The organism is Pseudomonas sp. B6002, assembly GCF_013385985.1.
Taxonomy (GTDB): Bacteria; Pseudomonadota; Gammaproteobacteria; order Pseudomonadales; family Pseudomonadaceae; genus Aquipseudomonas.
In genome coordinates this window covers 63,966-78,779 of sequence record NZ_JACAOY010000004.1, presented here as the reverse complement: position 1 = coordinate 78,779, position 14,814 = coordinate 63,966, and the positions used below count along the sequence as shown (strand labels likewise).

The 14,814-nt window shown below is 59.0% G+C and carries 12 protein-coding genes; 4 read left to right on the top strand and 8 right to left on the bottom strand.

Going from position 1 to position 14,814, the window contains the following annotated elements:
• Positions 1-35: 35 nt before the first annotated feature.
• Positions 36-707: a ribonuclease T gene (gene rnt / locus HX792_RS03920; RefSeq protein WP_016970751.1), complete on the bottom strand. Its 672-nt coding sequence runs from the start codon at positions 705-707 to the stop codon at positions 36-38.
• Positions 704-1,750 (bottom strand): dihydroorotase, encoded by a 1,047-nt coding sequence (gene pyrC, locus HX792_RS03915; RefSeq protein WP_176994857.1) that lies wholly within the window; start codon positions 1,748-1,750, stop codon positions 704-706. The genes rnt and pyrC overlap by 4 nt, the downstream gene beginning before the upstream one ends.
• A gap of 156 nt (positions 1,751-1,906) precedes the next feature.
• Here pyrC and HX792_RS03910 point away from each other — a divergent pair, with 156 nt between their 5' ends.
• The 3 genes from HX792_RS03910 to HX792_RS03900 all read left to right on the top strand — a co-directional run bounded on the left by HX792_RS03910 (position 1,907) and on the right by HX792_RS03900 (position 5,414).
• A complete protein-coding gene (locus HX792_RS03910; protein WP_176994856.1) occupies positions 1,907-2,815 on the top strand; it encodes an OmpA family protein in 909 nt (302 codons plus the stop codon).
• A gap of 129 nt (positions 2,816-2,944) precedes the next feature.
• On the top strand, positions 2,945-4,162 hold the full coding sequence (locus HX792_RS03905; RefSeq protein ID WP_010212738.1) for an argininosuccinate synthase: 1,218 nt from the start codon (positions 2,945-2,947) through the stop codon (positions 4,160-4,162).
• 619 nt (positions 4,163-4,781) lie between these two features.
• A complete protein-coding gene (locus HX792_RS03900) occupies positions 4,782-5,414 on the top strand; it encodes a response regulator transcription factor (protein WP_176994855.1) in 633 nt (210 codons plus the stop codon).
• An 87-nt stretch (positions 5,415-5,501) separates the two neighbouring features.
• Here the strand turns inward: HX792_RS03900 and HX792_RS03895 are convergent, their stop codons facing one another.
• The 4 genes from HX792_RS03895 to metG all read right to left on the bottom strand — a co-directional run bounded on the left by HX792_RS03895 (position 5,502) and on the right by metG (position 9,897).
• Entirely contained in the window at positions 5,502-5,684 is a 183-nt protein-coding gene (locus tag HX792_RS03895; protein WP_124526113.1) for a PA3496 family putative envelope integrity protein, read from the bottom strand.
• A gap of 107 nt (positions 5,685-5,791) precedes the next feature.
• Complete coding sequence (gene nth, locus HX792_RS03890) at positions 5,792-6,430, bottom strand: endonuclease III (protein WP_176994854.1); 639 nt, start codon at positions 6,428-6,430, stop codon at positions 5,792-5,794.
• A gap of 101 nt (positions 6,431-6,531) precedes the next feature.
• Positions 6,532-7,695: an electron transport complex subunit RsxB gene (rsxB, locus tag HX792_RS03885; protein ID WP_176994853.1), complete on the bottom strand. Its 1,164-nt coding sequence runs from the start codon at positions 7,693-7,695 to the stop codon at positions 6,532-6,534.
• Between the two features lie 150 nt (positions 7,696-7,845).
• Positions 7,846-9,897, bottom strand: a complete 2,052-nt coding sequence (gene metG / locus HX792_RS03880) for a methionine--tRNA ligase (protein ID WP_176994852.1) — start codon at positions 9,895-9,897, stop codon at positions 7,846-7,848.
• A gap of 172 nt (positions 9,898-10,069) precedes the next feature.
• Here metG and apbC point away from each other — a divergent pair, with 172 nt between their 5' ends.
• Positions 10,070-11,164 carry an iron-sulfur cluster carrier protein ApbC gene (gene apbC / locus HX792_RS03875; RefSeq protein WP_176994851.1) on the top strand — a complete coding sequence of 365 codons (1,095 nt, stop codon included), beginning with the start codon at positions 10,070-10,072 and terminating at the stop codon, positions 11,162-11,164.
• Positions 11,165-11,658: 494 nt separating this feature from the next.
• Here apbC and fdxA read toward each other — a convergent pair whose 3' ends face one another.
• Together fdxA and mutS are read right to left on the bottom strand one after the other, a co-directional pair.
• Entirely contained in the window at positions 11,659-11,982 is a 324-nt protein-coding gene (gene fdxA, locus HX792_RS03870) for a ferredoxin FdxA (protein WP_078740980.1), read from the bottom strand.
• Positions 11,983-12,124: 142 nt separating this feature from the next.
• On the bottom strand, positions 12,125-14,716 hold the full coding sequence (mutS, locus tag HX792_RS03865) for a DNA mismatch repair protein MutS (RefSeq protein ID WP_176994850.1): 2,592 nt from the start codon (positions 14,714-14,716) through the stop codon (positions 12,125-12,127).
• Positions 14,717-14,814 lie beyond the last annotated feature (98 nt).

The following is a 14,814-nucleotide window of genomic DNA, read 5'->3' as shown; positions in this document are numbered from 1 at the left end:
GAGAAGGCCGGTTTTTTTATGCGCGGGAAACGATCTCAATCGTTGAAGTCTTCCCAGCCGCCCATGTCTTTCCAGCGGTTGACGATGCCGCAGAACAGCTCGGCCGTCTTCTCGGTGTCGTAGCGAGCCGAGTGGGCCTCGCGACCGTCAAAGTCGATACCGGCTGCCTGGCAGGCTTTTGCCAGCACGGTCTGGCCATACGCCAGGCCGGCGAGGGTGGCCGTGTCAAAGCTGGAGAAAGGGTGGAACGGATTGCGTTTCATGTCCAGCCGCGCCACGGCGGCGTTCAGGAAGCCCAGATCGAAGCTGCTGTTGTGACCCACCAGGATCGCACGTTTGCAGCCATTGGCCTTCAACGCCTTGCGCACGCCACGGAAGATGTCGGTCAGCGCCGCTTCTTCGCTCACGGCCATGCGCAGCGGGTGATCGAGCTTGATCCCGGTGAATTCCAAAGCGGCCGCTTCGATGTTCGCGCCTTCAAACGGCTCGACGCGGAAGAAGTGGGTGTGTTCCGGGAACACAAAGCCCTGTTCATCCATGCCGATGGTGGTCGCAGCGATTTCCAGCAGGGCGTCGGTGGCACTGTTGAAGCCACCGGTTTCTACGTCGATGACAACCGGCAGATAGCCGCGAAACCGCTCGGCCATCGGGTGACGGGAACCGCCACCACTGTGCTCGTGTTCGTCGTCGTAATGGTCTTCACTCACTTGCTTTCCTCCAGCAGGCGCCAGCGCAGTGTTTCACCGGCGCGCAGCGGGATGACAGTCAGCTCGCCAAACGGCAGGCTGGCAGGGGCGGTCCAGTCTTCACGAACCAGGGTGATGCGGTCGGTGTTCGCCGGCAAGCCGTAGAAACGCGGGCCGTTGAGGCTGGCGAATGCTTCGAGCTTGTCCAGCGCATTACGTTGTTCGAACGCTTCGGCGTACAGCTCGATGGCAGCAAATGCCGTGTAGCAACCGGCACAACCGCACGCGGCTTCTTTGGCATGCTGGGCATGAGGCGCGGAGTCGGTGCCGAGGAAGAACTTCGGATTACCGCTGGTCGCGGCGTCCAGCAACGCCACCTGATGGGTGTTGCGCTTGAGGATCGGCAGGCAATAGAAGTGCGGCCGAATCCCGCCCACCAGCATGTGGTTGCGGTTGTACAGCAAGTGGTGCGCGGTGATGGTTGCGCCAACGTTGGCCGAGGCCTCGGTGACAAACTGCACGGCATCGGCGGTGGTGATGTGCTCGAACACCACCTTCAGGGTCGGAAACAGCTCGACCACACGACGCATGTGCTCATCGATGAAGATTTTTTCACGATCGAACACGTCGACGTCGCCACGGGTGACTTCACCGTGGATCAACAGCGGCATGCCAACTTCGGCCATGGCTTCGATCGCCGGCAGGATCTTGTCGATACTGGTCACGCCGGAGTCGGAGTTGGTGGTCGCGCCTGCCGGATACAGCTTGGCGGCGTGCACGAAACCGCTGGCCTTGGCTTCACGAATCTCTTCGGGCTGGGTGCGGTCGGTGAGGTAGAGCACCATCAACGGTTCGAAGCGGCTGCCGGCCGGTCGTGCAGCAAGGATTCGCTGGCGATAGGCATCGGCTTGCTCGGCGTTACGCACCGGAGGTACCAGGTTAGGCATGATGATGGCGCGGCCAAACGTGCGCGCTACATCGGCCACGGTGTGGGGTAACGCAGCACCATCGCGAAGATGAATATGCCAGTCGTCGGGACGCAGCAGGGTCAGGCGGTCGGACATTGGGGATTCCAGGCGGGTCAATCTGGTGGGAATGCTACCGGAAAAGACTCTGTCAGGCACTCGCTATCAAGTTTTGCGGGATGCATCCGATAGCCTTTTGTATGCCTTATCGATGTATGACGCTTTGAAGTGTTGTAGAAACCAGTGGAGCCTCCCGTGCGCCAGCATTATCTAGCCCTGCTCAGTGTGTTCGCCAGCCTGCCTGCGATGGCCCTCACGTTCCAGACACGTCTGGAGAATATTGAGTGGAAGGTGGAAGGCGACCAGTTCGAGTGCCGCCTGACCCAGCCGATCACGGATTTCGGTTCGGGTGAGTTCGTGCGCCGGGCCGGTGAGCAGGCGACGTTCCGCCTGAAAGCCTATAACGGCTCGCTGGGCGCAGGTTCCGCGACACTCTTGGCCGCTGCGGCGCCCTGGCAGCCGGGGCGCGGTGATATCAACCTTGGCGCCGTACGTGCAGGTAGTGGCGATGTGCTGTTCAACAGCTCCCAGGCCCAGGCCGGGCGACTGTTCACCGGTTTGCTTGAAGGGCGCAGCCCGACGGTCCGACATTACGGGCGCGAAGGGGGGTACTCGGAAATTCGCCTGTTGCCGGTGAAATTCAGCAAGGCCTACAACGACTACCAGTTGTGCACCACCAAGCTGTTGCCGATGAATTACGACCAGGTCAAGCAGACCGAAGTCGGATTCCCCGGGGGTGGCATCGAACTGGACGCGGCCGCCAAGAAGAAGCTGGATGTGATACTCGCGTTCATGAAGGCCGACCCCACGGTCAACCATATCGAATTGAATGGCCATTCGGACAACAGCGGCAACCGTTTGACCAACCGGGATGTCTCGCGCCGTCGCGGCCTGGCAGTAATGGATTACCTGAAGGCCAACGGTATCCAGGAATCGCAGATCACCTTGCGCTTTCATGGCGAAAGCTACCCATTGGCGCCCAATACCAACGCGGCAAACCGGGCCCGCAATCGCCGCGTCAACATTCAGCTTGAGCGTGTGGCAGCCCCCGAGAAACCGGCGCCCACGGCCACCGGCCCGAGCAACCCCGCGCACACGTCGTAAGGTGCGACCATCGGTCGCCCGCTCGACATAATCTGTCGCTTTATCTTCATTTGCTGTCGCGCCTCTGTAAATCCACGGTTTTGGTCGGTAGAATCGACGCCTTTCCGTACAACCCCGTGGAGTGATGGCATGGCCGACGTAAACAAGGTCGTTCTCGCGTATTCCGGCGGCCTGGACACTTCGGTGATCCTCAAGTGGCTGCAGGATACTTATAACTGTGAAGTGGTGACCTTCACCGCTGACCTGGGTCAGGGCGAAGAGGTCGAACCTGCACGTGCCAAGGCGCAAGCCATGGGCGTGAAAGAGATCTACATTGACGACCTGCGCGAAGAGTTCGTCCGCGATTTCGTTTTCCCGATGTTTCGCGCCAACACCGTCTACGAAGGCGAGTACCTGCTGGGTACTTCCATCGCACGTCCGCTGATCGCCAAACGCCTGATCGAAATCGCCAACGAAACCGGTGCCGACGCCATTTCCCATGGCGCTACCGGCAAGGGCAACGACCAGGTGCGTTTCGAGCTGGGTGCCTACGCGCTCAAGCCAGGCGTAAAAGTGATTGCCCCTTGGCGTGAGTGGGACCTGCTGTCCCGTGAAAAGCTGATGGATTACGCTGAAAAGCACGCCATCCCGATCGAACGCCACGGCAAGAAGAAGTCCCCGTACTCGATGGACGCCAACCTGCTGCACATCTCCTATGAAGGCGGCGTGCTGGAAGACACCTGGACCGAGCACGAAGAAGACATGTGGAAATGGACCGTCTCCCCGGAGAACGCTCCAGACAAGCCACAGTACCTGGAACTGACCTACCGTAACGGCGACATCGTTGCACTGGACGGCGTCGAAATGACCCCGGCCACCGTGCTGGCGACCTTGAACCGTATCGGCGGCGAACACGGTATCGGCCGTCTCGACATCGTCGAGAACCGTTACGTGGGCATGAAGTCCCGTGGCTGCTACGAAACCCCGGGCGGCACCATCATGCTGCGCGCCCACCGCGCCATCGAGTCGATCACCCTGGACCGCGAAGTGGCTCACCTCAAAGACGAGCTGATGCCCAAGTACGCCAGCCTGATCTACACCGGCTACTGGTGGAGCCCTGAGCGTCTGATGCTGCAACAGATGATCGACGCGTCCCAGGTTCACGTGAACGGTGTTGTGCGCCTGAAGCTGTACAAGGGCAATGTGATCGTCACCGGCCGTAAGTCCGATGAGTCGCTGTTCGACGCCAACATTGCCACCTTCGAAGAAGATGGCGGCGCCTACAACCAGGCGGACGCAGCTGGCTTTATCAAGTTGAATGCTCTGCGCATGCGCATTGCGGCCAACAAAGGTCGCTCGTTGTTCTGAGTGTTTCACGCGTTATAGAAATGGCCCCTTGTTCAAGGGGCCATTTTTTTTGCCTGTCTATTTGCTCAGCTTTGTAATGTTTAATCTTGTTTAACAAATGTTGATGTTTTTTTGTCAGGAAACTTCGACAGCGGTTATTGGCAGGTCACTAGCGTTATGTAGGTTGGCATGAATATTTACACCTGCGTAGGAACTGGTCTTACAGAAAATTCACTCATGAAAGTGCTGATAAGCAGCAATGTGCTGAATGGTCTGTAGGACTTTAGGGTGAAAGTAAATATGTTAAATGGAACTAAAATTGTTGAATTTATTTCGCATGCCGTCCCTGTGGAAAACGCCAAGCAAGGGGAATTTCCTGAAAGCCTTGTGCAGAATGTTTACCCAAGGCCCCTTACCCTTTGGAAATTTCACTCAAAATATGTAAGCCCAAGGAAAGATCTGAAAGGCTCCATAAAACGCTATACCTCCAAGTTGGCGTTTTTTTGTAGGGCGATTCCTTTATCTGTGTGGGTTGGGTCTCTGCTTGCTGTTGCTTGGGGGGGAACACTATGCCAACTAGGAAACGACTAGGCTATTGTGCTTGCTCTAAATAATTCGAACAGCGAAATTGGACTTTCTCATGAATAAAGTGCTGATCGTGGATGATCATCCTGTCATTCGACTTGCTGTGCGCATGCTAATGGAGCGTCATGGTTATGAGGTCGTTGCCGAGACTGATAACGGTGTCGATGCGCTGCAACTTGCCAAGGAATACACGCCGGACATTGTCATACTGGATATCGGTATTCCCAAGCTCGACGGCCTGGAAGTTATCTGCCGGCTGTCTTCCGCCAAACAACCTGCGCCCTTCAAGGTGCTGGTGCTGACGTCCCAGGCTCCGGGCCATTTCTCCATGCGCTGCATGCAGGCGGGCGCAGCAGGGTATGTGTGCAAGCAACAGGACCTGGCCGAACTGCTGAGCGCCATCAAGGCGGTATTGTCCGGCTACAGCTACTTTCCGAACCAGGCACTGAACTCGGTGCGCTCCACCATTGGCAACGCCAGTGAAGCAGATATGGTCGAGCGCCTTTCAGGTCGGGAGATGATGGTGTTGCAGCAACTGGCACGTGGCAAAACCAACAAGGAGATTGCCGATGGCATGTTCCTTAGCAACAAGACCGTCAGTACCTATAAGACTCGCCTTCTGCTCAAGCTTAACGCCCGCTCCCTTGTCGACTTGATCGAATTGGCCCAACGCAATGGCCTGGTATAGGCGAACGTGTTACGCCGCAGGCATTAGGAAGGATTACCGGCACAAAAAAGCCTCCGTCAGGGAGGCTTCCGGTCGTCAACGGATTGATCAGAGGTCGAAGTCGTAGTCGGCCAGTTGTTTTTGCAAGCGTCGCTCTTCCAGAAGATTGTCGATGGTGCGGCGTTTGCTCAAATTGGTCTTGGCCACCTCTGCAACAGGTGCTTCCCCATCATCGTCCGACTCCGCAACGAGGTCGTCTTCTACATCGAGTTGTTCTTTGCCAGTGCTCATAAGGTTAACTCCAGGCTAAGACTGCCGTTGGCGCTCCTTATAACGATAATCCATGAACGGGTAAAAAAGATTTTTTCAATCGATTGATCGAAAAAAACAATGATCACTCAATCGTCGGACGTTTTCTCCTTGTATTCACACAGGTCTTCTATGCGGCAGCTGCCACAACGCGGCTTGCGCGCCTGGCAAACGTAGCGACCGTGCAGGATCAGCCAGTGGTGGGAATCAAGCAGGTAGGGCTTGGGCACGCACTTCATCAACTGCTTTTCGACTTCCACCACGTTTTTGCCGCGGGCAATGCCGGTGCGGTTGCTGACACGAAATATATGGGTGTCCACCGCCATGGCCAGTTGCCGAAATGCAGTGTTCAGTACAACGTTGGCCGTTTTTCTGCCGACCCCAGGCAAGGCTTCCAGTGCTTCGCGAGTTTGTGGCACTTCGCTGCCATGGTGTTCCACCAGCAGACGGCAGGTCTCGATGACATTCTTGGCTTTGCTGTTGTACAGTCCGATCGTCTTGATGTATTCCGACAACCCTTCCACGCCCAAGGCATAGATCGCTTCTGGCGTGTTGGCCACCGGATACAGTTTGGCCGTGGCCTTGTTGACGCCCACGTCCGTGGATTGGGCCGACAGGATCACCGCAATCAGCAACTCGAACGGCGTTGAGTAGGCCAGTTCGGTCTTGGGTTCCGGATTGTCTTCGTGAAGCCTGCGGAATATTTCCAGGCGTTTAGCGGCATTCATCGGGCGGGCGGTTCCTTGCAGGCGGTCAGCATGATCTTCGAATAGGGGCAGCGCTTGCAGGATAAACCATCGTTGGCACCTCTTGCAGCGCCTGTCGCGGGTCAAGGGCTGGTGTGGGTATCTACCCGAAGCTGCGCTTGCTCGAGCTTCTGTTGCGCGACGTCCAGCTCCTGTGCACTGACACCGGGTTGGCGTTGCAGCTTGCTGACTTCAGCCCGTGCATAAGCCAGGGCCGTTTTCAGCTGGCGCAGCTGGGCATCGATAGGGCGTTTTTCCACGCGTTGCAAGTCGGGCTTGGGTTGGTCGCTTTCCGCCTCGGCATCATGCAGCGCCTGCTCCGCACTGGAGAGGGCTGCACTCAAGGTTGCCAACTGTTGCTCGTCAGCGTTCAAGTCCTGGGCTTTTTTCAGTTCGGCCCGGCGCATGGCCAGCTGGATTTTTGCGCGTTTGAGCGCCGGGTCCTTCTGTATGGGCAAAGGTGTCGGAGTGCTGAGCTCCAATGCCGCGAGTGCCTGTTCAGCCGCTTCAAACTGCTGTTGGAGCACGATCAATTGCGACTGCTGCTCAAATGTAGGTGGGTGACCAAATGCCTTCAGCGATTTGTGTAACTGGGCGCGACTCATTGCAACCGAGATTTTGGCTTTCTTGATCGCTGCATCCTGAGCGGCCTGAGTCGTATCTGTCTGCACGGGGGCAGCCGTTGCTGGGCGCTTGGCCCGAGCCAGGCGTTCGGCGAGCCTATGCGCTTCTTCCCGCTGCAACCGTATAGTGCGTTGTTCATAGCGCCGTCTAGCGCGATCGCGCTTGAGGCTGCGCTCATGCAGCTCGTGAGCGTGGGTTGCCTGGCCTCCCACGATCGGCAATACGTTGGTCGCAGGGCGCATCTCAATGCAATCGACGGGGCAGGGTGTGACGCACAGGTCGCAACCGGTGCACTCATCGGCGATAACGGTATGCATCAGCTTGGCCGCACCGACAATCGCATCCACGGGGCAAGCCTGGATGCATTTGGTGCAGCCGATGCACTCGGCTTCACGGATATAGGCGACCTGGGCGGGAGCCTCGCCACGGCTGGTGTCCAGTTCCAGCACAGGCATCTGCAGCAACTGCGCCAGGCCGGCGATGGTTTCCTGGCCACCGGGCGGGCACTTGTTGATTGCCTCGCCAAGCGCAATGCCCTCGGCGTAAGGCTTGCAGCCCGGGTGCCCGCACTTGCCGCATTGGGTCTGTGGCAGCAGCGCGTCGATACGTTGAATCAGGTTCATGGGGTGATCATTGGCATGCCGGTCAAGCGAACGGGCGGGTAGTGGATGTGTAAGAGCCCGGCTTGCTTGCGATGGCGTCCTTGAGAACGCCATCGCCGGCAAGCCGGGCTCCTACAGTAGACCTGTTTCGCTCATCGTAGGCCCATGGGCTTACTTGATGCGTTGGCCCGGCTTGGCGCCGCTGTCAGGGCTCAGCAGGTAGATTTCTTCGCCGCCAGGGCCGGCCGCCATCACCATGCCTTCCGAGAGGCCGAACTTCATTTTCCGAGGCTTGAGGTTGGCGATCATCATGGTCAGGCGGCCGTCGAGCTTGGACGGGTCCGGGTAGGCACTCTTGATCCCGGAGAACACGTTGCGTTGCTCGCCACCCAGGTCCAGCGTCAGGCGCAGCAGCTTGTCGGCACCTTCCACGGCTTCAGCCTTGACGATCAGCGCCACGCGCAGGTCCACGGCGGCAAAGGCGTCGAACTCGATTTCCGGGGAAATCGGGTCCTTGGCCAACTCGCCATTACCTGCAGACGCGGATTCACCGGTGTCGGTCTGGCTGGCAACCAGGTCTTCCTTCGAAGCGTCGGTCATGGCCTGCACCTTCACCGGGTCGATACGGGTCATCAGCGGCTTGAACTCATTCAACTGATGATTGCTGAGCAATGTGACGTGGTCGTTCCAGGTCAGCGGCGCGACGTTCAGGAACGCCTCGGCATCGGCGGCCAGCAACGGCAGCACTGGCTTGAGGAAGATCACCAACTGGCGGAACAGGTTGACGCCCGTGGCGCAGATCGCCTGGACTTCCGCCTGCTTGCCTTCCTGCTTGTTCAGCGACCACGGGGCTTTGTCGGCGATCCAGGCGTTGGCACGGTCGGCCAGGCCCATGATCTCGCGCATGGCGCGGGCAAAGTCGCGTGCTTCATAGGCGTCGGCGATGCTTGGCGCGGCGGCGAGGAACGCGTCGGTCAGCTCGGGTGCGGCGTTTTCGGCCACCAGCACACCAGCGTTGCCCTTGTGGATAAACCCGGCGCAGCGGCTGGCGATGTTGACGACTTTGCCCACGAGGTCCGAGTTGACCTTCTGTACGAAGTCTTCCAGGTTCAGGTCGAGGTCATCCACGCCACGGCCCAGCTTGGAGGCGTAGTAGTAGCGCAGGTATTCCGGCGACAGGTGATCCAGGTAGGTGCGCGCCTTGATAAAGGTGCCACGGGACTTGGACATCTTCTGGCCGTTGACCGTCAGGTAGCCGTGCACGGCAATGGCGGTCGGCTTGCGGTAGCCCGAACCTTCGAGCATCGCCGGCCAGAACAGGGCGTGGAAGTTGACGATGTCCTTGCCGATGAAGTGGTACAGCTCGGCGGTGGAATCCTTGTTCCAGAACGCGTCGAAGTCCAGCTCCGGCGTGCGGTCGCACAGGTTCTTGAAGCTGGCCATGTAACCGATCGGCGCGTCCAGCCACACGTAGAAATACTTGCCCGGCTCGCCCGGGATCTCGAAGCCGAAGTACGGCGCATCGCGGGAGATGTCCCATTGCTGCAGGCCGGTGTCGAGCCATTCGGCGAGTTTGTTGGCCACGGCGTCCTGCAACGTGCCGCTGCGGGTCCAGGTTTGCAGCATGGCCTGGAAATCCGGGAGCTTGAAGAAGAAGTGCTGGGAGTCCTTGAGCACCGGGGTGGCGCCGGAAATCGCCGACTTAGGGTTCTTCAGCTCAGTCGGCGCGTAGGTGGCACCGCATTTTTCGCAGTTGTCGCCGTACTGGTCTTCGGTGCCGCATTTCGGGCAAGTGCCCTTGATGAAGCGGTCGGCCAGGAACATTTTCTTTTCCGGGTCGAAATACTGGGTCACCGAACGCTGGTCGATATGCCCGGCTTCTTTCAGGCGCAGGTAGATCTGGCTCGACAGCTCGCGGTTTTCTTCGGAGTGGGTCGAGTGGAAGTTGTCGAAATCCACCAGGAACTCGGCAAAGTCGGCGCTGTGTTCAGCCTGCACGTTGGCGATCAGTTGTTCCGGGGTGATGCCTTCCTTTTCGGCGCGCAACATGATGGCCGAACCGTGGGCGTCGTCCGCGCAGACATAAATGCATTGATTGCCGCGATGCTTCTGGAAGCGCACCCACATATCGGTCTGGATGTACTCAAGCATATGGCCAAGATGGATGGAACCATTGGCATAGGGCAGGGCGCTGGTGACGAGGATCTTGCGTGGCTCGGACATGGGGCTCGGCTACTTGATGAAACGGAGGTCGGCCACTATAAAGCGCCGGGAAATATATTTCACCCCGTGGCGCTGTTTCAGAACATTCCCTGGCTGCGAAAGCATGCCGTTAACCGGTCGGAACGGTTAGGATAGCCGCCTGTTTCAGTCAGTCTTTTTTCGGGAGTAGCCCATGAGCGCCGTCAATCGCGCAGCGGTGGAAGCCGTTCTTCGCCAGTACACCGACCCCTATTTGAACCAGGACCCGGTCAGTGCCGGTTGTGTACGGGCCATCGAGGTCCAGGGCGACCAGGTCTCGGTCCTGTTGGAACTGGGCTATGCCGCCGGCTTGTTCAAAAGCGGCTGGGCGCAGATGCTGCAAATGGCTATCGAAGGCCTCGACGGCGTAGCGACCGCCAAGGTCGACATCCAATGCGTGATTGCCCCGCATAAGGCCCAGGCGCAGATTCCAGGCCTGGCCAACGTCAAGAACGTGGTTGCGGTCGCGTCCGGCAAAGGCGGCGTGGGCAAATCCACCACCGCCGCCAACCTGGCCCTGGCCCTGGCCCGTGAAGGCGCGCGCGTGGGGATTCTCGACGCCGATATCTACGGTCCGAGCCAAGGCGTGATGTTCGGCATTGCCGAGGGCACGCGGCCCAAGGTCAAGGACCAGAAGTGGTTCGTGCCGATCGAGTCGCTGGGCGTGGAGGTCATGTCCATGGCCTTCCTTACCGATGACAACACGCCGATGGTCTGGCGCGGGCCGATGGTCTCGGGTGCGCTGCTGCAGTTGGTGACCCAGACGGCCTGGGGCGACCTGGACTACCTGGTGATCGACATGCCGCCAGGCACCGGTGATATCCAGTTGACCCTGGCGCAGAAAGTCCCGGTGGCCGGTTCTGTGATTGTCACCACGCCCCAGGACCTGGCGCTGCTGGACGCGAAGAAAGGCGTGGAGATGTTCCGCAAGGTCAACATCCCGGTACTGGGCGTCGTGGAAAACATGGCGGTGCATATCTGCTCCAACTGCGGCCATGCCGAGCATCTGTTCGGCGAAGGCGGTGGCGAGAAGCTGGCCACCCAGTACGGTGTGGAACTGTTGGCTTCGCTGCCGTTGTCGATGTTGATCCGCGAGCAGGCCGACGGCGGCAAGCCAACGGTAGTTGCAGAGCCGGACAGCCAGATCGCGATGATCTACCAGGAATTGGCCCGCCACGTGGGCGCACGAATCGTCCTGCAGGAAGCCGCCGCGCCAGCCATGCCGACCATTACGGTCAGCGACGACTGAGCCGTTGGCGGGAAAAGGAGCCTCGACGTGTCGGGGCTTTTTCTTATCTGGATGGCCGGAGAAAGGTCGCAGTTACGCTTTTACGCAATTGCTCGTGTAAGCATTCGCTTACTTTTTCGTAAGTGATTGGTTTTTTTACCCGCCTTGGCCGTCTTGAATCGTTGAGAGTGTTTTTTTATCTCATTGATATTAAAGGGTTATTTTTGTCGAGTTGACCGAGATCAATGGTGGTCCCTGTGCTTGGATCCCGTTGAACTTACATTGGAACTCTTTAAGATCAGCCCTGTGTCCACGGATTGACACAGCCATCAAGGAACGATGGTTCAAGGAACGTCGCAGGATGCGATTCATCAGGATGATGAAAAGGAACACAGGGACTAGGGAAAAAATGTGGGCGGGTCATACCGCCCCTTTTTTTTGCCTGTAGAAAAGTAAAACCCGCCCTGTAGAAACGCAAAAAGGCCCGCAAGGGGCCTTTTGGGGCGACGACGCTATCAGCGTTCGAGGTCTGCAATCTTACCTTTTTTGCCATCCCATTCCGCTGCCTCTGGCATTGGATCCTTGCGTTCAGTGATGTTCGGCCAGATTTCCGCCAGCTCGACGTTCAACTGAATAAATTCCTGCATCTCTGCCGGGACTTCGTCCTCGGAGAAAATAGCGACGGCCGGGCATTCTGGCTCACACAGGGCGCAGTCGATGCACTCGTCCGGGTGGATAACCAGGAAGTTCGGGCCTTCGTAGAAGCAGTCCACCGGACATACTTCCACGCAGTCGGTGTACTTGCACTTGATGCAGTTGTCGGTGACGACGAAGGTCATTTCTAATTCTCTCCTCAGGCGGCGGCAGCGAAACCCTTTGTGGCAGGGCTCGCGAGGTTCGGGAGCGATAGTCTGCAGGCCAGGCTAATAGCCCGCAGCATCCCAAACCGCGCGAGAGTCTACCAGCTTGCAAGCGCCAGCGTTATATCCGAACCTTCAGTGCATATAACATTTCGAGCGCTTTACGCGGCGTCAAGTCATCCAGGTCAAGCTTGGCCAACTCTTCCAGCACCGGGTGGGGCAGGCCGGCGAACATATCGCTCTGGTGCGGAGCGGCAGGTTTGCTGGAGGCCTTGGCAGGGCTTGCGACCACGGTTTCATGGGGCAGGGCTGTGGTTTCCAGGCGGCTGAGGTGCTCGCGGGCGCGCAGAATCACATCGTTCGGCACACCGGCCAATTGCGCCACGGCCAAGCCGTAGCTCTGGCTGGCTGGCCCCGGCAGTACGTGGTGGAGGAACACGATGCGTTCGTTGTGCTCGGTGGCGTTCAGGTGCACGTTGGCCACCAGTGGTTCGCTTTCCGGCAGTACAGTCAGCTCGAAGTAGTGGGTGGCGAACAACGTATAGGCACGCAGGTGTGCCAATCGCTCCGCCGCCGCCCACGCCAGGGACAGGCCGTCGAAGGTGCTGGTGCCGCGTCCCACTTCGTCCATCAGCACCAGGCTGCGCTCGGTGGCGTTGTGCAGGATATTGGCGGTTTCGCTCATTTCCACCATAAAGGTCGACCGGCCGCCGGCCAGGTCATCGCTGGAGCCGATCCGCGTGAAAATGCGGTCCACCAGGGACAATTCGCAACTGGCCGCCGGCACGAAGCTGCCGATATGTGCCAGCAACACGATCAACGCGGTCTGGCGCATGTAGGTGGATTTACCGCCCATGTTCGGACCGGTGATCACCAGCATGCGGGTATCGTCGTCCAGCGACAGGTCGTTGGCGACGAACGGCGTGGTCAACACCTGCTCCACCACCGGGTGACGCCCTTGCACGATGCGCATGCACGGCTCGCTCACAAAACGCGGGCAGTTCAGGTCAAGGTTCAGCGCACGTTCGGCCAGGTTGCTCAGCACATCCAATTCGGCCAATGCAGCGGCGGTGTCTTGCAACGGTGCCAGTTGGCCGATCAGGTCTTCCAGCAGGTTCTCATACAGCATTTTTTCCCGAGCCAGGGCACGACTCTTGGCCGACAGTGCCTTGTCTTCGAACTCTTTCAGCTCAGGGGTGATAAAGCGTTCGGCACCTTTAAGCGTTTGGCGACGTTGATAGTCGATCGGTGCTGATTCAGCCTGCTTGCTCGGCAATTCGATGAAGTAGCCGTGCACACGGTTGTAGCCGACTTTCAGGTTGGCCAGGCCGGTTCGGGCTTTTTCGCGGGCTTCCAGGTCGATCAGGAACTGCCCGGCGTTTTCGCTGAGGGCCTGCAGCTCATCCAGCTCGCTGTCGTAACCGGTCTTGAGTACACCGCCATCACGAATGATCGCCGGCGGGTTGTCGATGATGGCTTTTTCCAGCAGCGCCGCGAGTTCCGGGTAGGTGCTGGCGATCACGGCCAGTTGTTGCAGGTGCGGCGTGTCCAGATCGGTCATTGCGGCCTGCAACTGCGGCAGGGCGCCGAGGGCATCGCGCAGGCGTGCCAGGTCGCGGGGGCGAGCGTTACGCAGGCCGATCCGCGCCAGGATGCGCTCGATGTCGCCGATTTCCTTCAACTGCGGCTGCAGCTTCTCAAAACGGTATCCGTCCAGCAGGCAGGTAATAGACGACTGGCGCGCTTGCAGCACGCTCAAGTCCCGCAGTGGGCGGTTCAGCCAACGGGTCAACAAGCGGCTGCCCATGGCGGTCTGGCAACGGTCGACCACCGATTGCAGGGTGTTATCGCGACCGCCGGCCAGGTTGGTGTCCAGCTCCAGGTTGCGACGGCTTGCACCATCCAGCACCACGGTGTCGTCGAGGCGCTCATGGCGCAGGCTGCGCAAGTGCGGCAGGGCGGTGCGCTGGGTTTCCTTGGCATAGCTGAGCAGGCAACCGGCAGCGCCGATGGCCAGGGTCAGGGTTTCACAACCGAAGCCTTTAAGGTCCTGCACAGAGAATTGCTGGCAGAGACTTTTCAGCGCCGAATCACGCTCGAAATCCCACGGCGCGCGACGCTTGGTCCCACGACGTTTTTCTGCCGGCAAGTCCTTTGGCCAATCATCCGGGATCAACAGCTCCACCGGATTGATGCGCTCCAGCTCCGCCAGCAGGTTCTCCCAGCCCTTGATCTCCAGCACGCTGAAGTTGCCACTGGTGATATCCAGCACCGATAGGCCGAACAGACGCTCATCGCCCAACACCGCGGCGATCAGGTTGTCGCGACGCTCATCCAGCAGCGCCTCGTCACTCACCGTCCCCGGCGTAATAATGCGCACCACCTGCCGTTCCACCGGCCCCTTGCTCGTCGCCGGGTCGCCGATCTGCTCACAAATCACCACCGACTCGCCCAGCTTCACCAGCTTGACCAGGTAGCCTTCCAACGAGTGGTAAGGAATGCCACACATCGGAATCGACTGCCCCGCCGACTGCCCGCGCGCGGTGAGGGTGATGTCCAGCAACTTGGCGGCCTTCTTCGCGTCTTCATAGAAGATCTCGTAGAAGTCGCCCATGCGATAGAACATCAACTGATCAGGGTGCTGGTTCTTGAGGCGCCAGTACTGCTGCATCATCGGGGTGTGGGAGGACAGATCTGAAGTGGCTTTACTCATTGGGTCGTAGGCAAATTCGTTGAAAGGAGTGGGGCAAAGGTGGGGCATTCGGCCCTGCGATTTTGCGATGGCGGCAAGGTTAACACGCGAGGTCGTGG